This window comes from Flagellimonas algarum (assembly GCF_040513375.1).
Classification (GTDB): Bacteria; Bacteroidota; Bacteroidia; order Flavobacteriales; family Flavobacteriaceae; genus Flagellimonas_B; species Flagellimonas_B algarum.
On the sequence record NZ_JBEVTG010000001.1, the window covers coordinates 185,630 to 205,855 of the forward strand.

The following is a 20,226-nucleotide window of genomic DNA, read 5'->3' on the forward strand; positions in this document are numbered from 1 at the left end:
AGCTGGTTAATCAATCGCGCTCATGCAAAAATGCAAGCAAAAATAGGAAATTATATAGGAAATGATTCCCCTTAAATTTCGAAAAAACAACAAAAATTTATTATGCATGCATAATAAATTTGGGAATTATTGGCTATCTTTACACCTGGAAAAAATTAACGCATCCTATGAAGATTTTAGTTTGCATCAGCAACGTACCGGATACTACCTCAAAGATAAACTTCACCGAGGGAGATACCAAATTCGATACCAATGGGGTTCAGTTCGTCATCAATCCGAATGACGAATTCGGGTTGACCCGCGCCATGTGGTTCAAAGAAAAACAAGGAGCCGCCGTTCATGTGGCCACCGTAGGCGACGCCTCGGTAGAACCGACCATGCGCAAAGCCTTGGCCATCGGGGCCGATGAGGCGATTCGGATCAATGCCGAAGCCAAAGATGGGTTTTATGTGGCCCGACAATTGGCCGAAGTCATCAAAAACGGTGGGTATGATCTCGTAATCGCCGGCAGGGAGTCCATCGACTACAATGGTGGTATGGTACCCGGAATGATCGCCTCCTTGTTGGATATGAACTTCGTCAACACCTGCATCGGTCTTGAGATCGATGGGACCACGGCAACCGCCGAACGCGAAATCGACGGAGGCAAGGAAAAAATAAGTACGGCCCTGCCCTTGGTTATCGGCGGACAAAAAGGATTGGTCGAGGAAAGTGATCTGCGTATCCCGAACATGCGCGGCATCATGATGGCCCGAAAAAAAGTCCTGAACGTCGTAGACCCCGTGGATGCACCAAATCCCACCACCGACAAATCATTTGAAAAGCCAGCGGCCAAAGGGCCGGTAAAACTGGTCGATGCCGAAAATGTCGGTGAATTGGTCGATTTATTGCATTCAGAAGCCAAAGTAATTTAAGTAAAGCATCATGTCAGTATTAGTATATACAGAATCAGATAAAGGAGCATTCAAAAAGAATGCCTTCGAAGTAGCCTCCTATGCCCATGCCATCGCGGCGTCACTTGGCGAGACCGTCACAGCGGTCAGCATCAATGCCGATGACAATGCCGCCCTTGGCACTTATGGGGTCAACAAGGTATTGGGCATCAACGATGGAAAATTGGACACCTTCAATGCCAAGGCTTATGCGAATTGTATCGCCCAAGCGGCCGAAGCCGAAGGGGCCAAGATCGTAATCCTCAGCTCAAGTGCCGACAGCAAATACCTGAGCGGCCTTTTGGCGACGAAATTAAATGCCGGTTATGTACCTAATGTGGTCGGAACCCCTGAAAGCACGGTTCCGTTCGTGGTCAAGCGTACCGCCTTTAGTAACAAAGGATTCGCCCTAACCGAAATCGGGTCGGACAGCAAGATCATCGGGTTGTCCAACAATGCCTATGGCATCGTGGAAAACCCCACCGACACAACAGTAGAGGCTTTTGCCGCGAACATCAATGACAATGACTTCGGTGTGAAATCGGTCGAAGTCGATAAAGTAGTCGGTAAGGCGACCATCGCCGATGCCGATGTGGTGGTTTCCGGTGGCCGTGGATTAAAGGGTCCTGAAAACTGGGGAATGGTCGAAGAATTGGCCGACGTATTGGGTGCGGCAACGGCCTGTTCGAAGCCAGTTTCCGATTTGGGATGGAGACCACACGGCGAGCACGTAGGGCAAACCGGAAAACCGGTGGCCAGCAACCTCTATATCGCCATTGGAATCTCAGGGGCCATACAGCACCTAGCAGGCGTCAGTGCCTCCAAAACCAAAGTGGTGATCAACAATGATCCGGAAGCTCCGTTCTTCAAAGCGGCCGATTACGGCATCGTCGGAGACGCCTTTGAAGTCGTCCCAAAACTCATCGAAAAATTAAAGGAATTTAAAGCAGAGAACGCTTAATTTTTGTTAATTTGCTTCGTTGAAGCGGCTGTTCAAATAAGGGAGAAGCCACTTATTTGAACAGCTTTTTTTTTGTTTAGGAGGATAGCTATGAGTCTAGTACGGTTGAAAATTAAGGGAATATCCTACAGTCAGACGCAGAACGGTGCGTACGCCCTTATTTTGAATGAAGTTGAAGGAGACCGTAAACTTCCTATCGTGATCGGAACTTTCGAAGCCCAATCGATCGCCATCGCGCTCGAAAAGGAAATCAAACCCCCAAGGCCGTTGACCCATGATCTGTTCAAGAATTTCGCAGATCGTTTCGAGATCGTGGTCAAACAGGTCATCATCCATAAATTGGTCGATGGGGTCTTCTATTCCAGTGTCATCTGTGAACGTGACAAAGTCGAAGAGATCATCGATGCCAGGACCAGTGATGCCATCGCCTTGGCCTTACGGTTCGACGCCCCTATTTTTACCTACAAAACCATTTTGGACAAGGCAGGGATTTTCTTAAAGTTCTCGTCGAAGGAAAATGAAGATGACGAAGGCAACGATGACAGCATCGTGGTTGACGAAATCCTACAAGAAGGGGAAACCGTCGAAATCGATTCGGGGGTGGGTGACGCATATCGCGAAATGACCTTGGAAGAACTACACAAAGAGCTCGACAGGGCCGTGGCCAACGAAGACTACGAAAAGGCCGCTAAGCTCCGCGACGAAATTTCAAAAAGGAAATAACCAACACGCACTGTATGAAATCCATTCGAAATTGGGGTTGTTTGCTATTTTTCCTACTGATCATCCCTTTTTCGGCGCATGCCGGTATATCCTCCGAAGCAGTGGAAAGCCTACAGACCGGCTTGACCGAATTACCCGCCGAGATGGTAGCCAACCAAGGCTTCAGCTTCAACAGCCTATGGCGCGGCGCTTTGGGAATGTTCGTACTCATTCTTATCGCCTTCGCATTCAGCGCAAACCGCAAGGCCATCAATTGGAAAACCGTAGGAATCGGCCTGGGCATCCAGTTGTTGATCGCCATTGGGGTATTGAAGGTCCCTTTTGTACAGGTCATCTTTGAAAGCATAGGTCAGATATTCGTCAATATTTTGGATTTTACCCGAGCGGGAAGTCAATTCCTATTCGAAGGTCTGGTCGTTGACATGGATACCTTCGGATACATCTTCGCCTTTCAAGTGCTACCAACGATCGTCTTTTTTTCGGCCCTGACCTCGGTTTTGTTCTACTTAGGGGTCATTCAAAAGGTCGTCAAAGCCTTGGCCTGGTTGCTGACCAAATCATTGGGCATTTCAGGTGCTGAAAGCCTTTCTATTGCAGGCAACATCTTTTTGGGGCAGACCGAAGCCCCTTTGTTGATCAAGGCCTACTTGGAAAAAATGAACCGCTCCGAAATCCTATTGGTGATGATCGGCGGTATGGCCACTGTCGCCGGGGCCGTATTGGCCGCCTACATCGGATTCTTGGGTGGTGATGATCCCGAATTGCGTTTGATCTTCGCCAAACACTTGTTGGCCGCTTCCGTCATGGCCGCTCCAGGGGCGATAACCATTTCAAAAATCCTATATCCGCAAACGGAAAAAATCGATACCGATGTCAAGGTATCTTCCGATAAAATCGGCGCCAATTTTCTCGATGCCATTGCCAATGGAACCACCGAAGGTTTGAAATTGGCCTTGAACGTCGGGGCCATGCTATTGGTATTCGTAGCTTTTATCGCCATGTTCAACGGCATATTGGGATGGGTCGGTGATATCACCACCGTAAATGGATGGATCGCCGCCAATTCACCTTACGATTCCTTATCCTTGGAAGCGATATTAGGGACCGTTTTCGCCCCCTTGATGTGGTTGATCGGTGTCGCGAATGAAGACATTATGCTAATGGGGCAACTCCTAGGGATCAAGTTGGCTGCCAGCGAATTCGTAGGGTATATCCAATTGGCAGAATTGAAAGATATCACCAGTGCCGCGCACTTCACCTTCAACAAATCGGTCATCATGGCCACCTATATGCTGTGCGGATTTGCCAATTTCGCTTCCATCGGTATCCAAATCGGAGGAATCGGATCTTTAGCCCCCGGACAACGTAAAGTACTGTCAGAGTTTGGGATGAAAGCCGTTTTGGGAGGGTCTTTGGCCTCTTTACTCTCCGCTACCATTGCCGGAATGATATTGGGTTGATAACCTTTGGATAAAAGCTCTCAAAAAGAGTTCACGAATTTCCATGCATTTTCTATTTTGGACGGAATTTTGGATTGAAATAGTATGCGGCAATACCACCAACTCCTAGAACACGTCCTTCAGGAAGGCAACCAAAAAGGGGATCGCACAGGTACCGGCACCCTAAGTGTCTTCGGCTACCAAATGCGATTCGACCTTCAGGAAGGATTTCCAATGGTGACCACCAAAAAACTTCATCTAAAGTCCATCATCCACGAACTGTTGTGGTTTTTGAAAGGCGATACCAATGTGAATTACCTTCAAGAGAACGGTGTTCGCATCTGGAACGAATGGGCCGATGAAAACGGCGATCTCGGGCCGGTCTATGGGCATCAATGGCGCAATTGGAACGGTGAGGAAATCGACCAGATCAAGGAGGTGATCGCGACTTTAAAAGCCAACCCGAACAGCCGTCGTATGCTCGTTTCGGCCTGGAACCCCAGTGTCATGCCCGACACCTCGGTTTCTTTTTCGGAAAATGTCGCCAACGGAAAGGCGGCCCTTCCCCCCTGTCACGCTTTCTTCCAATTCTATGTCGCTGACGGAAAGTTGAGTTGCCAGCTGTATCAACGCAGTGCCGATATCTTTTTGGGCGTACCCTTCAACATTGCCAGTTATGCCCTGTTCACCTTAATGATGGCACAAGTGTGCGGATATGCCCCTGGGGAATTCATACATACCTTCGGGGATGCCCATATCTATAACAACCATATGGAACAGGTCAAGCTCCAACTCTCGCGCGAACCACGGGCCTTGCCCAAAATGTACCTGAACCCCAAGATCAAGGATATCTTCGATTTCACTTTCGATGATTTCACACTGTTGGATTATGATCCGCACCCCCACATCAAAGGGGCGGTCGCGGTTTGATTCAAAAAAAAGCCCGGACTTTCGTCCGGGCCATTCCAACATGATTAATTAAACAAAACACTGACTTTCCTTTTCATAGCGTAGTTTATTGTCTTGTCACCATAATGGAATTCGATAGTCCGTAAAGGCCTTCCAGATCCGCTACATTGTTCCCTGCCATTAGGCCGGTCAATCCGTCTTCGTATCGCATATACCAAATAAAGCATACGCCTACGCCTGCAGCATCGAAATCGACACCTTCTACCGCGGTTAGGGTAGGCGGCAAGCCCAAGATGTTGTTTTGATCATCGGTGATCACCCAGGTTCCGTTCGATCCCGTAGCCGTGCTGTTGTCCAAACTGATCCCGCTGACCATGTCAGGGGTGCCGTCAACGGTGAAGGTGAATGGCCCTCCGCTGATCGTGCCCGCACTGGGGTTGCGATAAACCCCTAACGAATTGGACAAGGCATAGAAGCCATCGAGTCCACTGACATTATTGCCGGCCATCAATCCGGTCAAGCCCGGTTCATAGGTGATGTGCCATATCAGGCATACCCCTACCCCGGCGGCATCGAAATCGACCCCTTCTACAGCCGCGATGGTAGGTGGTAGCCCTAATATATTTCCTTGGTCATCGGTAATCACGTACCCTTGGTTCGTTCCGGTCAAATCGGTATCATCAAGTGCCACTCCCGATACCATATCGGGGGTCCCATCGACGGAGAACATATAGGGTCCACCAGACAATACACCGGCATTCAATGGATTTCTGTTCACCACAACGAAGTTCGAAAGATCGAATAGCCCGGTGACGTCGTCAAGGTTGTTGCCCATGGTCAAACCTCCCAAACCAGTGGAATAGGTCAAATGATAGATATAACATGAGCCCACGCCAGCGGCGTCAAAATCAACACCCATAACCGCTTCCAAGGTTGGGGGTATCCCCAAGATATTCCTATTGTCATCGGTGATCACATAGGTTTGGTTTTCCCCATTCAATTCTGAGGAATCCAAGCTGATGTTCATCACCATATCCGGATTTCCATCCACGGTAAAATTGTAAGGCCCTCCATTCAAGGTACCGGCGTTCAAAGCTCTTCTTCCGACCTCAACGAAATTCGACAAGGCGAATTCACCAGTGACATCATCAAGGTTGTTACCCATTTCCAAACCTTCCAACCCGGTAGAATAGGTCAAATGGTAGATGTAACAATCACCGACGCCGGCTCCATCGAAGTCAACGCCCATTACGGCTTCCAAAGTCGGTGGCACCCCTAAGATATTACGACTGTCATCGGTAATGACATAGGTTTGGTTCTCACCGCTAAGGTCGGTATCGTCCAAGGCGATGTTCATGACCATATCGGGCAATCCATCGACAACGAACTCATAAGGTCCGCCACTGAGCACCCCGGCATTCAAAGCGGAACGTCGCACCTCGACGAAATTCGACAAAGCGAACTGACCGGTTACGGCATCGAGGTTATTCCCCATTTCAAGGCCTTCCAAACCAGTGGAATAGGTCAAATGGTAGATGTAGCAATCGCCGACACCTGCACCGTCAAAATCCACACCCATGACGGCTTCCAGTGTTGGAGGGATTCCCAAAATATTCCGATCACTATCGGTGATGACATAAGTTTGGTTATCGCCGGTAAGGTCGGTATCGTCCAATGCGATGTTCATGACCATATCAGGCAATCCATCCACCAAAAATTCATACGGTCCACCACTTAGGGTACCCGCATTCAATTCGTTGCGTAAAACCATAATAAAATTCGAAGTATCGAAATTGCCCTGTAGGTTATCCAAATTCTCCCCCATGGCCAATCCGGTCAAACCGGTATTGTAGGTGATGTGGTAGATGTAACAGGAACCGGCCCCGGCACCATCGAAATCAACACCCAAAACAGCTTCGATAGTGGGTGGCAATCCTAGAATATTGCGTTCGGCATCGGTAATTACATAGGATTGGTTATCACCGTTGCCGTCAAAATCAGAAAGTGTAACTTGACTGACCATATCGGGCACCCCATCAACCGTAAAGGTATACGGACCCCCCGAAAGCGAACCGGCATCTAAAATTGCCGGGGTATCGTCAGAGTCATCCTCATCACAAGAAAGCACCAAAAGGCCCAAAAGCCCGATGAATGCGAAAGTTTTTAAGTTGTTCATAGCTTATGTTTTAATGTTTCCCCAAAGGAATCGAGAAGGTGTTGCAAAAAGATCACAGAAAAATCAATTTTTATTACATCCTGATTATTAGCTATTTAGAATAAAAACAATGCGATGTCTGCAAGTATTGGTGTGCTAGACCGACCTTTATGGTGAAATGTTCACGTTTTGCATACGGAACCGTGAACTTTTCGTGATAGTTTACTTTTTACTTCGTTCCTATGAAAAAGGTCGTAATCATCGAGGATGATCCCGAAATCGTGCATTTGCTTGAAATACACCTTAAAGACCTTGGTTGCGACGTACAAGTCGAAAACCAAGGTGACACCGGCCTGAGAACGGTGATCAATACCCAACCCGATCTTGTCATACTTGATGTGATGCTTCCAGAAATGGACGGCATCGAAGTTTGCCAAAAAATCAGGGCCAACGACATCCCCTCCCCCATCATGATGCTCACCGCGAAATCGGAGGAAATCGATAAGGTCTTGGGTCTTGAGGTCGGTGCCGACGACTATTTGACCAAACCCTTCAGTGTCCGTGAATTCATTGCCCGTGTCAAGGCCATATTCAGAAGACAAAAGATGGGTGCCGAAAAAGTTAGCTCCGCCGCCCAAGGCAGTGTCATGCATTTTGACAATCTGGCTATCGACATCGATATGCGAAAAGTGACCCTAGCCGGGTCACGGGTTGATCTATCACCCAAGGAATTCGAACTCTTGACCTTGTTATCATCGAATCCTGGAAAAAGTTATGACCGGACCAAATTACTCGACATGATCTGGGGCTATGATTTTAAAGGGTATGAACATACGGTGAATTCGCATATCAACCGATTGCGATCCAAAATCGAACCCGACATGGCCCATCCTAAGTTCATTTTGACCACTTGGGGCGTCGGATACAAATTCAATGAAGAACTATGAGCCGAAAAGTACTATCGAACCGACTGATTAAAAAATTGGCCTTTTCGTTTTTGGCGATCCTGATTCTGGCCGGGGCGGGCTATACCATTGCCACCCTTTATTTTTCGAACCAGTATTTTTATGAAACCACGCAGCGCTTGCACGCGAACTTGGCCCAAGACCTCATTGATGAGAAGTTCACCGATGCACACCCCATTGACAGTTCGGGAACGATAAACAAGGCGCTTTTCGGCGACATCATGCACGACATGATGGCCGTGAACCGAGCGATCGAGGTGTATTTGCTCGATATGGATGGCTTTGTGCAGTATTCCGTCGTCTTAGATCACAACGCCCCTGAAACGAATGAAAAGCGGGTGGCTTTGGCCCCTATACAGGAGTTCATTGCCAATGGGGGCCAAACCTATGTTTTGGGTGATGATCCGAAAAATCCTGAAAACCAAAAAGTGTTTTCAGCCGCGAAGTTCGAAAAAGGAGGTAAAGAAGGTATCATTTATATAATCCTGGCTGGCGAAGAATACTTATCGACCCGCAACATGCTGTTCAGAAGCTATGCCCTGAAACTGGGGCTGGGCACCTCACTACTCACCTTGTTTTTCGCCGCCTTGTTAGGCATTCTTTCGGTCTGGTACCTGACCCGAAACCTGCGCGAGTTGGTCTATGCCGCCAAACGTTTTCAAGAGGGCGACCTAAGCTATCGTATCTCCGAAGCTGAAAAAAGCGATTTGGCCGGGGTGACCACCACCTACAACGAAATGGCCGATACCATTTTGACGGATATTGAAAAAATCAAATCGCTTGAAAAGTTAAGGCGAGAATTGATCGCCAATATATCGCATGATCTGCGTACGCCCTTATCGATCATCCAAGGCTATATCGAAACCCTGCAAATGAAAGATGGCGATTTGACCGACAAAGAGCGTTCGGGCTATTTGGAAACCATCGGTAATAGCAGTGAACGTTTGGGAAAATTGATCGCACAACTTTTCGAATATTCGAAATTGGAAGCCAATCAGATCGAACCGCAAAAAGAACCGTTTTTGATCTCTGAATTGGCGCATGACATCCATAGCAACTACAAGGTGCTGGCGGCTAAAAAAAGCATCCGTCTCGAACTGGTCATGAACGAACAGGTCCCTTTGGTTTTCGGTGATATTTCCCTGGTCGAGCGCGCCATTCAAAACCTAATGGACAACGCTTTGAAATTCACCCCGGAGAACGGCACGGTTACGGTAAACATCGTTCCGAGCGAAACCCAGGTCGAAATCGTTATTAAAGATTCTGGACCGGGTATTTCAAAAGCCAACCAAGCCTTGATTTTTGAACGTTACCGTCAGACCAAGACCGGGAAACAAAAGGAAGGTGCCGGTCTAGGGCTCGCTATTGTCAAAAAGATCATGGAGTTGCACAATGCCAGCATCAAAGTTTTGAGCGCACCGAACGAGGGCACTGCATTCAGTTTCAGCCTACCGATATACAGCGCGGCCTGATGGCTTGAACTGTGTGCAATTATGTATCTTTAAGGGTAAATACCCGGCATGCTCCAAAACAAATCACTACCTGATTTTTTTACCACTACCCGGAACCATACGGAAGCGATATGTGAGCCCCTTGAAACGGAAGACTATGTCGTTCAGCCCATCGTCGATGTCAGTCCACCGAAATGGCATCTAGGACACACTACCTGGTTTTTCGAGGCTTTTATTTTGATTCCCCATGCGAAAGGGTACCGCGAATTCGATCCTGATTTTTCATTTGTCTTCAACAGCTATTATGAAACCATGGGTAAGCGCGTTGTTCGTGCCGACCGTGGTAATATGAGCAGACCGTCGGTCAAACAAGTATACGCTTACAGGGCCTACGTCAATGAAGCCATTGGAGAACTATTCGAATCTACCGCTTCAGCGCAACTGCACGCGCTTTTGGAAATCGGAATCCATCACGAGAAGCAGCACCAAGAACTATTGCTCGCCGATATCAAGTACATTTTGGGCAACAATCCACTTTTGCCGCGATACAGTGAAGCCTTCGACGACCATCCGGTCGAAAGCCATGAACGGGAGTGGCTATCCATTGCGGAGGGTCTCTACCCTATAGGCCATGCTTCGGATTCATTTTGTTTTGACAATGAATTAGGTACCCACCGTGTTTTCTTGAACGCCTTCGAGATCGCCAACAAGCTGACGACCAATGGGGAGTATCTGGAGTTTATCACGGCGGGAGGATATAGCCGATTCGACTTATGGCATTCGGCAGGCTGGGATTGGGTCAACCAACACCAGATCGCCCAACCGCTCTATTGGCACCAAGTCGACGGGGTCTGGATGCACTATACGGCGAAAGGCTTGCTACCCCTTGACCTTGAGGCTCCGCTGACCCACATATCGTATTTCGAGGCCTTTGCGTTCGCACAATGGAAAGGTTGCCGCTTGCCAACGGAATTCGAATGGGAGACGGCCCAAGCCTATTTTCCGTGGGGCAAACGTTGGGAATGGACGGAAAGTGCCTATCTCCCCTATCCGAATTACAAAAAGGCCGAAGGTGCCCTCGGCGAATACAACGGAAAATTCATGGTAAATCAAAAAGTTCTCCGAGGTGGATCGGTCGCCACCCCTTCACAACATACCCGACATACCTATCGCAACTTTTTCCAACCTGAGCATCGGTGGCAGTTCACCGGTATAAGGTTGGTGCGCTAATTACGACGAACGACCTATGCCAAATAAAACAAACGCTGTGGATACAGCTTTCGCCAAAGAGGTCCATGAAGGCCTGACGGCCTATCCGAAATACCTTTCATCAAAATATTTCTATGATGTCATCGGTGACAAATTGTTCCAGGATATCATGGCCATGCCAGAATATTACCTGACGGATCGCGAGTACGAGATCCTCCAAACCCATAAACTGGAAATCGCCAATTTATTCGCAAACGGCACAACGGGATTCCAGCTTTTTGAGTTGGGGGCCGGTGACGGTAAAAAAACCAAAGTGTTGCTTTCGCATTTCTTGACGGAAGGCCTAAAATTCACCTACCGCCCAATCGATATCAGTCAGAATGCGCTCGATCAATTGGAAGGATCCATACGGGCCGAACTCCCCGGATTGGACATACAACCGATACAAGGCACCTACTTCGACACTTTGAAAAACATCAAAGCCGAAGCTTCGACCAAAAAAGTCATCCTCTTTCTCGGTTCGAACATCGGCAACCTGCTTCACCCCCAGGCCATTGATTTTTTGATTCAATTAAGGGAGGCCATGGATGATGGGGATATGGTTTTCATGGGGTTCGATCAGAAAAAAAACCCACAGACCATTTTGGATGCTTATAACGACCCAACGGGCATTACGGCAGCTTTTAACAAGAATATCCTAACCCGGATCAACAACGAATTGGGCGGCGATTTTAATTTGGATAAGTTCTTACACTGGGAAGTCTATGATCCCGAATCGGGTACGGCCAAGAGCTACTTGGTCTCGAAAGAAGCCCAACAGGTTTCTATTGATGAATTAAACCTACAGGTCGAATTCAAGGCATGGGAAACCATACATACTGAAATTTCCCAGAAATATGACGACCAAGTGGTTGCATGGTTGGCCGAGCAATCAGGGTTGGAGATCATCAACCGGTTCGCCGATGCTGATCAACACTATAAAAATTACGTATTTAGAAAAAAGTAAGCTATGAAAGCCATTTGGAACGATAAAGTCATTGCGGAAAGCAACGAAACGGTAGTTATTGAAAACAACCATTACTTTCCACCGGAAAGTATCAACGCCGACTACTTCAAGCCGAGTTCGACCCATACGACCTGCCCTTGGAAAGGGGTAGCCTCGTATTATACCCTCGATGTCGACGGAAAAGAAAACCAAGACGCGGCCTGGTATTATCCTGAGGCCAGCGCTTTAGCCAAAAAATTCGAAGGCTACGTCGCTTTTTGGAAAGGGGTCACCATCGAGGAATAAACCTCGATGATGACCGATTCGTCCACTTAAAGTACCAAAACGGCGTTTTCGGCGCCGGCGTAGTCATTCCACTGATAGCTATCGGCCTCAGCTTCGTTGACGTAGGTATTGTCGATCAGGTATCGAAATTCAAAGGAGTTCTCTTTCGGTAGATCGAAAGTTCCTTTAAATGTGCCGTTCTTCAATTTCTTCAACGTGCTCCCTTTTGGGTTCCAGTTGTTGAAATCACCAACAACGGCGACTTTCTTCGCTTCTTCTGCCGGTACGGTAAAGGTTACTTTACAAACGGGCTTGCTTTTCAAATACTGTTTTTTAATTGCCATGGTAAACTAATTTTCAAACTAAATTAAGGGACAAAGCAAATCATAAAACAATTAGCTGTCAATAGGTTACGTTCGAATTATCAATTTGGTAAAATATGGATTACGAATTGTTGACTTTGGCAAAAAAGCGTAGGATTTTTACCCTAACATTCAACTCAATCCAATTTTTTAAGAATCTTCACCAGGCGGTCGATCTCGTCAAAGGTGTTATAAAAATGAAAACCGACCCGAATTCTACCTCCACGAAGCGAACAAACCACATCATTGCGTCTTAATGCGCGGTATCGATCGTTCTCATTGGTAATACTAAAGATGGTACTGTGGGCGGTACGGGACACCACGGAATCTTCTATCAATCCCATTGCGGCAAGGGTCTCTTTGAGTATTCGTGACAATTCAGTATTGTGGTCCCCGATTTTCGTTAAACCGATTTTTTCCATGAATTTCAGGGAGAAGTCCATACTACCGAAACATTGGGCATTCAAATGCCCCGGTTCCAATCGGTTTGAGAGGGTCATCCCTTCCCTCTTGTCCATATCGCCCACTACGGATCCAAAACCGACTGATTTCGGTGTGAACCGAGCCATGGCCGAAGGTTTGATCAATAGGAACCCACAGCCGTAGCCCCCAAGCATCCATTTATAACCACTGGCCCCCAGTACGTCAAAGCCAGAAGCATTGAAACTGAATGGGAACATCCCACAAAATTGGGTACCGTCGCCGATGATCAACAAATCAGGGAATTCCGTTTTCAAACCGGCAATAAATTCTAGGTCGACCAAAACCCCGTTCAACCATTGTACCACGCTTAACGCTAGGATATCGAAATGGTGCGTTCGGAGTTTCTTTGCGATTTCTTCTTCGAAATCGATCGAAACCTTCACGTATTCGATGTCGAAACCCCGATCTTCAAAAGGCCAATTCACTGAAGGATAATCATCTTCGACCAACAAAACCCGTTGTGAACCCGGCTGGTTTTCCATCAGCAGGTTCATTCCGATACTGAAATTAGGAACCAAGGAAACTCCCTCGACCGTCGCATTAAAACAACGCGCTACGGTATGACGTGTGGTTTCAATCGTCGCCAGACACTCGGCGAAATGTTCACTCCCTGAAACCAACTGGTCCAATTCATGTGATTGTCGCCATTCCAAAAGGTCGTCGTACAGCAAGCCCGATGCCGGAGTATTGGCATAAATACCATGTCGTAAGGCCGGAAATTGATCGCGGACCCTATCCACAGCAGTAACTATTCCTATCCATTTCGGTTATCTTTGTTGTTAAAGATAGGCCAAATGTTCTCAAAAATTAAGCCCGAAACCGAAGTCGACCGCGAGCAACACGAGCTGTTGGAGCATGCCCAAAAACGGATTCGGCAAAAAAAACGGCTGTATACCCATTTCGTGGTGTTTTTGATCGGTAGCGTTTTTTTGGTGCTCATCAATAAGATTTTGAAGTATGGCGAATCGTACGACTGGTTCGTTTGGGCGATAACCTTTTGGGCCTTTTTGTTCGCCATGCATGCCTTCAATGTATTCGTCACCCAAAAGTTCCTTGGCAAGGAATGGGAACGGCGCCAACGCGAAAAATTAGTTGCCAAGCAGAAGCAACGCATCAGTACCCTTCAGAAAGAAATTGAGACCGAATTCCCGATTTCGAACGTCAATAAAAAAAAAGAGGAGTGAGTGAATTGATCCTTATCGCCGCAGCGGCTGAAAACAACGCCCTAGGCATCAATAATGACCTACCATGGCATTTACCTGATGACTTCAAGCGATTCAAAGCCTTGACCACCGGTCACAAAATCATCATGGGCAGAAAAACCTTGGAGAGCTTTCCGCGGGCCTTGCCCAAACGGGAGCATATTGCCATTACCCGTGAAAAAGGATACCGGCCGAAATTCGAATGCACCATGGTACATTCATTAGAGGCTGCCTTGGCCTTGGCCGAAAACGATGACAAAGCCTATATCATCGGAGGTGGTGAGATTTATCGCCTTGCCTTGCCTTTCGCGACAAAGATCGAGTTGACCCGGGTACACGCCCAATTTGAGGCCGATACGTTTTTCCCTGAAATCGATTTGGCTGATTGGGAGTTGGTGCATGAAGAATACCATCCTAAAGATGGAGCACATGCCCACGATTTTACTTACCTCACTTACGTAAGGAAATAGCTTAAAATTCGAGATAACCCACATGGGCGTCCTGATCGGAAACCAATGCCTTCAACGGCTCGATGACCGAATTGGTGTACAAGCGGTGCCTATCGACACCTTGCGACCGCGTCGGGCTCAACAAGTCGTGCCGTTGGAGCACGTTTTGGGTCTGTTTGGCCACTGCCGAACCAGAGTCGATGATCTGCACCGATGGCGGCAAAAGCTTTTGCAATAACGGAATAAGGTAAGGATAGTGCGTGCATCCCAAAACCAAGGTATCGATCCCGTTTTCGACCATGGGTCGCACATAGCTTTCCAATAGGGTCTTGGTTTTTTCGGAGGCCCATTGTCCGGCCTCGATCAGCTCGACCAAACCGGTCCCTTCTTGTTCGATGATCTCGATTTCGGCCGCATGGGTCGTGGCCGTTCGATGAAAAAGTTCGCTGCTGAGGGTCCCCTTGGTCGCCAACACCCCGACTTTCTTGGTTTTCGTACCCAAAGCGGCCGGTTTTATGGCCGGTTCTATTCCAATAAAGGGCAAATCGTAACGCTCACGCAAAAAGGAGATGGCATTGGTGGTGGCCGTATTGCAAGCCACAACGATGATTTTGCAGTTTTGGGCCAGCAGATATTCGGTGTTCTTGACGGCCAATTCACGAATGCGGGTTTTGGAGCGGAGGCCATAAGGTGCGTTGGCGCTATCGGCCAGATATATGGTTCGCTCGTTGGGCATACGTTCGACGATTTCACGCCAAATCGACGTACCCCCAAGCCCTGAATCAAAAAGTCCTATCGGTTGTTCACTCATCGACATAAAAAAACCGTTCCTACTAAGGTAAGAACGGTTTTGGTTTTTTTAGGCAATCCGGATTAGAATCCGAGTTCCTGCTTTACTTCAGGAAGTAGATCTTTACCCTTGGCAACGATCAGACCCCCTCCTTGCGAAGCATCGATCACATAATCGAACCCTTGGGCCGCGGCGACTTTTTCAATAGCCGTTTTGGCCTTTTCGGAAATCGGGGCGAACAACTCGGATTGCTTTTTCTGCATTTCTTGCAATGCTGCTGTTTCGGCATCCTTGATATTCTTTTCGAAACCTTGGAGTTCCAAAGCCCTTTTGTCGTTTTCTTCTTTCGACTTTGATGGCGCTTCGTTCGAATATTGGGTGTATTTGTTCTGAAGCTCGGTCATGCTGCTTTCCAAATCGGCACGATAGCTTTCTTGAAGCTTCTTGAGCTCGGCCTGGGCTGCCTTCATCTCAGGCATCTCCTGCAACAATTTATTGACATCGATATGTGCTACCTTACTTTGGGCATTCACAAAACCAGTCATCGCCACCACCATCACGATCGCCAAAACGATTCTCTTTACATTTTTCATAATTCTAAGTAACTTAAATTTGAGTGTTAAATTTCGTGTTTAGTTATCTTCACTGATTTACAGTATCCTTTGCTTGTTCTTTGGCGCGTTCTTCTTGTTTCGCCTTTCTTTTGGCCTCCCGTTCTTCCAGCAACTTCTTCCTGCGTTCTTCGTAGGCCTTTTTCCGCTCTTCACGGAGTCGTAACTGTTCAGCCCTTCGATCTGCCAAGGCTTTTGCCTTTTCATCTTTGCTGGCTTTCGCCTTATCGCGACGTTCTTGGAGCGCCTCGCTTATTTCTTTGTCGGCTTCGGCTTCCTGTTCTTGGAATTCCTTCAGCCTGTTATTCAATTTTTGCTCTTTGTTCGACTTGCTCACCTTTCTGGTTCGCCCTATCTCCCTTAAAACGAGGTCGCTAATATCGTGCCTTTTTTCGGAATACAACATAACGACATCGGCAGATTTATCAAAAATAAAGTCGTACCTCTTGTTTTTACCGATTTTCTGCACCTCAACAAAGACCTGATCTTGAATCGGCTGCACCAACAACCGCTTTTGCAACACCAGATCACCTTGGGGGCCGAAGCGATCTTGTTGGTAGTCGAGCACCTCGGTTTCGAGAATCTGGATCTCTTCTTCCCGTTCAGCGATCAACTCATCGGTCAAGAGTACTTTTTCGGCCATCAGATCTTTCTTCATCTGCTCGATCGTACTCAATTTCAACTCGATCTCTTGCTTCCATTTGGAGGCTTTGGCATTCAGTTGCGCAGTGGCATCCCGATATTCTTCGACATTTTCCAAAATATACTCCATATCGACATACCCGATCCGTACGCCACGTTGTGCCATTACCTGCATGGAACAAACCAAAATGGTCAATACTAAAAGCCCCTTGGTCTTCATTTTATGTTTCCGCTATTTGTATAGAAAATATCATGCCAAAAATAGCAAACTACTAACAATCAGTTGCTTACGATTTGCATGAATTTCTATAAGGTTAAAATCGTTGACCTATGATGAAGTGGGTTTGCCAACCGCTAGGTCCTTGTCCGATCGACTGTGGTCGCAGGTCTTCGTCAAACCCATACCCAAAATCGATACCTAGAAGTCCGAACGCTGGCATAAAAATACGTAGCCCCATTCCAGCAGATCTCTTTAACTGAAACGGATTAAAGTCACTAAAATTGTTGAAGGCGTTTCCTGCCTCGATAAAAGATTGAACGTAGATGGAAGCCGAAGGTTTCAAAGTCAAGGGGTAACGCAATTCGAGTGAGAATTTGTTGTAGATGGTTCCTCCATCCTGTTCTTGTCTACCGGTAATCGGATTCACACTAAAAGGCGTCAACGAACTGTTGTCGTACCCTCGCAATTGGATGACATCACGACCGTCAAGGGTAAAGTTCCCCAAGCCATCACCTCCGACGAAAAAGCGCTCGAAGGGCACGTCACCGATGTCGTTGTTGTAATTGCCCAAGAACCCAAACTCCGCATTGGTACGCAATACCAACTTATCTACCAAACGGGTGTACCAATCACCACGGAATTTGATTTTGTAGTATTCGAGCCATTTAAAGCGCTCTTCCTCCAATTCTTGCAATCTGTTGGTATCGACCGAATTCAAAGGTTGCCCATTGGCATTTTCCACGATTTCATCGATTTCCTCCGAAATCGCCTTGAAATCCTTACTACCGAATAAGGAATAGGGCGGGGTAAACTTGGCGGTAATCTCGAAGTTTGACCCAGTCAATGGGAAAATCCGACTCGGACCTTGCGAACTTCTTGAAATACCGATGGTGTAGGCTAGGGAGTTCGAAGTTCCGTTACCGAAATTAAAGAGACCGATATTATAATCGTTGAACTCGTACAACTGATAGCCCAAAGAGTGGGAAATCGTAAAGTAATCGTCAGGCCATTGTACCCGTTTTGCCAATCCGGCGGTAACCCCGGTAATGGAGAAACCACGGTCCTTATCGACATCGATCTGCCCTTGCCCGTTGAAATTCGAGGCGAATTGTTGTGTTCTCGAGAAGGAAAGGTTGAAACGGACCGGTTTCTTACCCCCCAACCATGGCTCGGCGAAGTTCAGACTATAGACCCTAAAGGTCCTACTGGCCTGCAAGCGGAGCGAGAAGGTCTGCCCATCACCCATAGGTACGGGTTTATAGGCTTCCCCATTGAATATATTCTGAAAGGAGAAGTTATTGAACGATAGTCCCAAAGTTCCGATAAATCCGCCTCCACCATAGCCTCCCTGCAATTCGATTTGGCTCGAACCGGCTTCGACCAAGCTGTATTTGATATCGACCGTACCTGAGTTCGGATCTGGATTCTCGATATCGGGCACGATCTGTTCTGCATCGAAAAACCCAAGTTGTCCTAATTCACGAACACTTCGCACGATATTGTCTTTGCTGTATTTCTGTCCGGGACGCGTACGCAATTCACGGAAGATCACATGGTCGTTGGTCTTGTCGTTACCTACTACGGTTACGTGATCCAAAAATGTTTCCTTACCCTCGATGATCCTGATTTCAAAATCGATGGTATCATTGACGGCCGAAACCTCTACCGGATTGATACTGGAGAAAAGATATCCGTTGTTCTGATAAAGGTTGGTCACATCCTCAGCGTCCGGTTTGGTATCGTCGGCGATCCGCTTTTTCAATAAGACCCCATTATAGGTATCCCCTTTGTTGATTCCGAGTACCTGGGAAAGGATACGATCTGAATAGACCGAATTTCCGACAAAATCGATGTTTCCGAAATAGTACTTATCCCCTTCCTCGACCTTGAGATTCAAGGCGATGTTGTTGTCGTCGATCTTGACGAAAGTGTCCGATAAGATCCGGGCATCGCGATACCCACGTTCAGCATAGGCGTCGACGAGATTCGACAGGTCTTCTTCATAATCGGCCTCGATATACTTCGATTTCTTCCAAAAGCGGTAGAACTTCTTTTTCTTGGTATTCTTCATCGCCTTACGCAAGCGTTTGGCCGATAACTTATCGTTGCCTTCGAACGAAATGCTTTTGATTTTCACCTTGTCGCCCTTGTTGACGTTGATGACCATACTTTCGGAGTTCGTACCTGAGGTATCCTTGGCCGTCGCTATGGTGACCCGGGTGTTCAAATACCCTTGCTTACGGTATTTGTTTTCCAAATAGCCTTTGGTATTCGCAATAAGACTTTCAGTGATCTTTTTGCCTTTTTTCAAATCCGTATCATCGAGGATACCCTGAACCTTACGTTTCTTGACCCCATAAACGGTGACATTGGATAAGGTAGGCCGTTCAAGGATGTTCAATTCAAGAAAGATCTTATCGCCCTCGACCTTGGTCTGGTACATGGAGACATCGCTGAAGAGTTCGAGACCCCATAATTTTTTGATTACGGCGCTGATCTCTTCACCCGGAATGGTAATGGGCTGCCCCACCCTCAAGCCGGTATACGTCTTTACGGTTTGCTCATTGTAACTTTGAAGACCGGTAACTTCAAGTCCTCCTAAAATATACTTCTTACCAGCGTCATAGGAGGTTTCCTGTGCGTAAGTTGCTTGGACAATGATTAAAAGAAGGAGTAGAAGTCTAAAATATGAAGTTGCCTTTGTTAAGCCTTTAATGGAGTTGTTCGCTTGTTTTTCCAAATCGTCGTTCTCTATTCTGGTAATTGATAATCGCGTCTACCAAATGTTGCTCACTAAAATCGGGCCAAAATACGTCAATAAAATATAATTCAGCGTATGCGATCTGCCATAATAAAAAATTGCTTATTCTATGTTCACCACTTGTACGAATAAGCAAGTCCACATCGGGCAGGTCATGCGTGTAAAGATGAGTATTAATAATGGTATCGTCAATATCCCCAGGTGAAATTATATTATTTTTAACTTTGGTACTGATAGCCTTAACAGCCGACCGCAACTCTTCCCTAGCGCCGTAACTCAAGGCCAGTGTCAGGGTGGTTCCGGAGTTGGTCGCCGTTTTCGCAATGACCTCTTTCAGCTCTTGGGAAGCCTTTGCCGGTAAAGAGTCGATGTTTCCAATGGCATTCAACTTGATGTTGTTCTCGTTCAGCGTCTTCAGTTCTTTTCGCAGCGAGGTGACCAAAAGGCGCATTAAGGTATCGACCTCCAGTTTGGGACGGTTCCAGTTTTCGGTCGAAAAGGCATAAAGGGTAAGGTAACCCACGCGCAGACGGGCACAGTTCTCGACGGTTTGGCGTACGGCCTTGACCCCGTTCTCATGCCCGAAAACACGAAGTTTGCCGCGTTGCTTCGCCCAACGGCCATTGCCATCCATAATGATGGCGATATGCCTCGGCATTCTTTCTTCGTTGATGTCGGTAAGGCTGTTCATG

20 protein-coding genes are annotated in these 20,226 nt (G+C 47.2%); 12 read left to right on the forward strand and 8 right to left on the reverse strand.

Annotated features, from left to right (window positions below; translation table 11 throughout):
• The first annotated feature begins 167 nt into the window (after positions 1-167).
• From ABV409_RS00940 to ABV409_RS00960, 5 genes are all read left to right on the forward strand, one after another.
• A complete protein-coding gene (locus ABV409_RS00940; RefSeq protein WP_353875637.1) occupies positions 168-914 on the forward strand; it encodes an electron transfer flavoprotein subunit beta/FixA family protein in 747 nt (248 codons plus the stop codon).
• 10 nt (positions 915-924) lie between these two features.
• The gene (locus ABV409_RS00945; RefSeq protein ID WP_353875639.1) at positions 925-1,893 is read left to right on the forward strand and encodes an electron transfer flavoprotein subunit alpha/FixB family protein; all 969 of its coding nucleotides are present in this window, start codon (positions 925-927) and stop codon (positions 1,891-1,893) included.
• Between the two features lie 90 nt (positions 1,894-1,983).
• The gene (locus ABV409_RS00950) at positions 1,984-2,616 is read left to right on the forward strand and encodes a bifunctional nuclease family protein (RefSeq protein WP_353875641.1); all 633 of its coding nucleotides are present in this window, start codon (positions 1,984-1,986) and stop codon (positions 2,614-2,616) included.
• Between the two features lie 14 nt (positions 2,617-2,630).
• Complete coding sequence (locus ABV409_RS00955; RefSeq protein ID WP_425589985.1) at positions 2,631-4,076, forward strand: NupC/NupG family nucleoside CNT transporter; 1,446 nt, start codon at positions 2,631-2,633, stop codon at positions 4,074-4,076.
• An 84-nt stretch (positions 4,077-4,160) separates the two neighbouring features.
• Entirely contained in the window at positions 4,161-4,985 is an 825-nt protein-coding gene (locus ABV409_RS00960) for a thymidylate synthase (RefSeq protein ID WP_353875643.1), read from the forward strand.
• An 85-nt stretch (positions 4,986-5,070) separates the two neighbouring features.
• Here the strand turns inward: ABV409_RS00960 and ABV409_RS00965 are convergent, their stop codons facing one another.
• Positions 5,071-7,140, reverse strand: a complete 2,070-nt coding sequence (locus tag ABV409_RS00965; RefSeq protein WP_353875644.1) for a hypothetical protein — start codon at positions 7,138-7,140, stop codon at positions 5,071-5,073.
• 221 nt (positions 7,141-7,361) lie between these two features.
• Here ABV409_RS00965 and ABV409_RS00970 point away from each other — a divergent pair, with 221 nt between their 5' ends.
• From ABV409_RS00970 to ABV409_RS00990, 5 genes are read left to right on the forward strand one after another with little or no spacing between them, the layout of a single operon-like run.
• Positions 7,362-8,066 (forward strand): response regulator transcription factor, encoded by a 705-nt coding sequence (locus ABV409_RS00970; protein ID WP_353875646.1) that lies wholly within the window; start codon positions 7,362-7,364, stop codon positions 8,064-8,066.
• Positions 8,063-9,556: a sensor histidine kinase gene (locus ABV409_RS00975; RefSeq protein ID WP_353875648.1), complete on the forward strand. Its 1,494-nt coding sequence runs from the start codon at positions 8,063-8,065 to the stop codon at positions 9,554-9,556. Before ABV409_RS00970 ends, ABV409_RS00975 begins: the two co-directional genes overlap by 4 nt.
• Positions 9,557-9,604: 48 nt before the next feature.
• The gene (egtB, locus tag ABV409_RS00980; protein ID WP_353875650.1) at positions 9,605-10,765 is read left to right on the forward strand and encodes an ergothioneine biosynthesis protein EgtB; all 1,161 of its coding nucleotides are present in this window, start codon (positions 9,605-9,607) and stop codon (positions 10,763-10,765) included.
• Positions 10,766-10,781: 16 nt separating this feature from the next.
• Positions 10,782-11,750, forward strand: coding sequence for an L-histidine N(alpha)-methyltransferase (gene egtD / locus ABV409_RS00985; protein ID WP_353875652.1), 969 nt, complete (start codon positions 10,782-10,784; stop codon positions 11,748-11,750).
• A gap of 3 nt (positions 11,751-11,753) precedes the next feature.
• Positions 11,754-12,035: a DUF427 domain-containing protein gene (locus tag ABV409_RS00990; RefSeq protein ID WP_353875654.1), complete on the forward strand. Its 282-nt coding sequence runs from the start codon at positions 11,754-11,756 to the stop codon at positions 12,033-12,035.
• 26 nt (positions 12,036-12,061) lie between these two features.
• On the opposite strand, the gene ABV409_RS00995 is transcribed toward ABV409_RS00990, so the two are convergent.
• Entirely contained in the window at positions 12,062-12,358 is a 297-nt protein-coding gene (locus ABV409_RS00995) for an isoamylase early set domain-containing protein (protein ID WP_353875656.1), read from the reverse strand.
• A gap of 155 nt (positions 12,359-12,513) precedes the next feature.
• Positions 12,514-13,599, reverse strand: a complete 1,086-nt coding sequence (locus ABV409_RS01000; RefSeq protein WP_353875657.1) for an aminotransferase class V-fold PLP-dependent enzyme — start codon at positions 13,597-13,599, stop codon at positions 12,514-12,516.
• 54 nt (positions 13,600-13,653) lie between these two features.
• On the opposite strand from ABV409_RS01000, the gene ABV409_RS01005 reads away from it, so the two are divergent.
• Both ABV409_RS01005 and ABV409_RS01010 read left to right on the forward strand, forming a co-directional pair.
• Positions 13,654-14,043 carry a 2TM domain-containing protein gene (locus ABV409_RS01005; protein WP_353875658.1) on the forward strand — a complete coding sequence of 130 codons (390 nt, stop codon included), beginning with the start codon at positions 13,654-13,656 and terminating at the stop codon, positions 14,041-14,043.
• A complete protein-coding gene (locus ABV409_RS01010; RefSeq protein ID WP_353875660.1) occupies positions 14,040-14,531 on the forward strand; it encodes a dihydrofolate reductase in 492 nt (163 codons plus the stop codon). Before ABV409_RS01005 ends, ABV409_RS01010 begins: the two co-directional genes overlap by 4 nt.
• 1 nt (position 14,532) lies before the next feature.
• Here ABV409_RS01010 and murI read toward each other — a convergent pair whose 3' ends face one another.
• The 5 genes from murI to uppS all read right to left on the reverse strand — a co-directional run bounded on the left by murI (position 14,533) and on the right by uppS (position 20,225).
• Positions 14,533-15,321: a glutamate racemase gene (murI, locus tag ABV409_RS01015; RefSeq protein ID WP_353875661.1), complete on the reverse strand. Its 789-nt coding sequence runs from the start codon at positions 15,319-15,321 to the stop codon at positions 14,533-14,535.
• 62 nt (positions 15,322-15,383) lie between these two features.
• Complete coding sequence (locus tag ABV409_RS01020; RefSeq protein ID WP_353875662.1) at positions 15,384-15,893, reverse strand: OmpH/Skp family outer membrane protein; 510 nt, start codon at positions 15,891-15,893, stop codon at positions 15,384-15,386.
• Between the two features lie 49 nt (positions 15,894-15,942).
• Positions 15,943-16,773, reverse strand: a complete 831-nt coding sequence (locus ABV409_RS01025; protein ID WP_353875663.1) for an OmpH/Skp family outer membrane protein — start codon at positions 16,771-16,773, stop codon at positions 15,943-15,945.
• Positions 16,774-16,867: 94 nt separating this feature from the next.
• Positions 16,868-19,513 carry a BamA/OMP85 family outer membrane protein gene (locus ABV409_RS01030; RefSeq protein ID WP_425589986.1) on the reverse strand — a complete coding sequence of 882 codons (2,646 nt, stop codon included), beginning with the start codon at positions 19,511-19,513 and terminating at the stop codon, positions 16,868-16,870.
• Positions 19,485-20,225, reverse strand: coding sequence for an undecaprenyl pyrophosphate synthase (uppS, locus tag ABV409_RS01035; protein WP_353875665.1), 741 nt, complete (start codon positions 20,223-20,225; stop codon positions 19,485-19,487). The genes ABV409_RS01030 and uppS overlap by 29 nt, the downstream gene beginning before the upstream one ends.
• Between the last annotated feature and the right edge of the window lies 1 nt (position 20,226).

Coding starts and splice junctions, on each gene's coding strand:
- ABV409_RS00975 (WP_353875648.1), top strand. CDS start 8,063: ATGAGCCGAAAAGTACTATCGAACCGACTGATTAAAAAATTGGCCTTT.
- egtB (WP_353875650.1), top strand. CDS start 9,605: ATGCTCCAAAACAAATCACTACCTGATTTTTTTACCACTACCCGGAAC.
- ABV409_RS00995 (WP_353875656.1), bottom strand. CDS start 12,358: ATGGCAATTAAAAAACAGTATTTGAAAAGCAAGCCCGTTTGTAAAGTA.
- ABV409_RS00950 (WP_353875641.1), top strand. CDS start 1,984: ATGAGTCTAGTACGGTTGAAAATTAAGGGAATATCCTACAGTCAGACG.
- ABV409_RS01005 (WP_353875658.1), top strand. CDS start 13,654: ATGTTCTCAAAAATTAAGCCCGAAACCGAAGTCGACCGCGAGCAACAC.
- ABV409_RS00960 (WP_353875643.1), top strand. CDS start 4,161: ATGCGGCAATACCACCAACTCCTAGAACACGTCCTTCAGGAAGGCAAC.
- egtD (WP_353875652.1), top strand. CDS start 10,782: ATGCCAAATAAAACAAACGCTGTGGATACAGCTTTCGCCAAAGAGGTC.
- ABV409_RS00940 (WP_353875637.1), top strand. CDS start 168: ATGAAGATTTTAGTTTGCATCAGCAACGTACCGGATACTACCTCAAAG.
- ABV409_RS00990 (WP_353875654.1), top strand. CDS start 11,754: ATGAAAGCCATTTGGAACGATAAAGTCATTGCGGAAAGCAACGAAACG.
- ABV409_RS00970 (WP_353875646.1), top strand. CDS start 7,362: ATGAAAAAGGTCGTAATCATCGAGGATGATCCCGAAATCGTGCATTTG.
- ABV409_RS00955 (WP_425589985.1), top strand. CDS start 2,631: ATGAAATCCATTCGAAATTGGGGTTGTTTGCTATTTTTCCTACTGATC.
- ABV409_RS00945 (WP_353875639.1), top strand. CDS start 925: ATGTCAGTATTAGTATATACAGAATCAGATAAAGGAGCATTCAAAAAG.
- uppS (WP_353875665.1), bottom strand. CDS start 20,225: ATGAACAGCCTTACCGACATCAACGAAGAAAGAATGCCGAGGCATATC.
- ABV409_RS01020 (WP_353875662.1), bottom strand. CDS start 15,893: ATGAAAAATGTAAAGAGAATCGTTTTGGCGATCGTGATGGTGGTGGCG.
- murI (WP_353875661.1), bottom strand. CDS start 15,321: ATGAGTGAACAACCGATAGGACTTTTTGATTCAGGGCTTGGGGGTACG.
- ABV409_RS00965 (WP_353875644.1), bottom strand. CDS start 7,140: ATGAACAACTTAAAAACTTTCGCATTCATCGGGCTTTTGGGCCTTTTG.
- ABV409_RS01025 (WP_353875663.1), bottom strand. CDS start 16,773: ATGAAGACCAAGGGGCTTTTAGTATTGACCATTTTGGTTTGTTCCATG.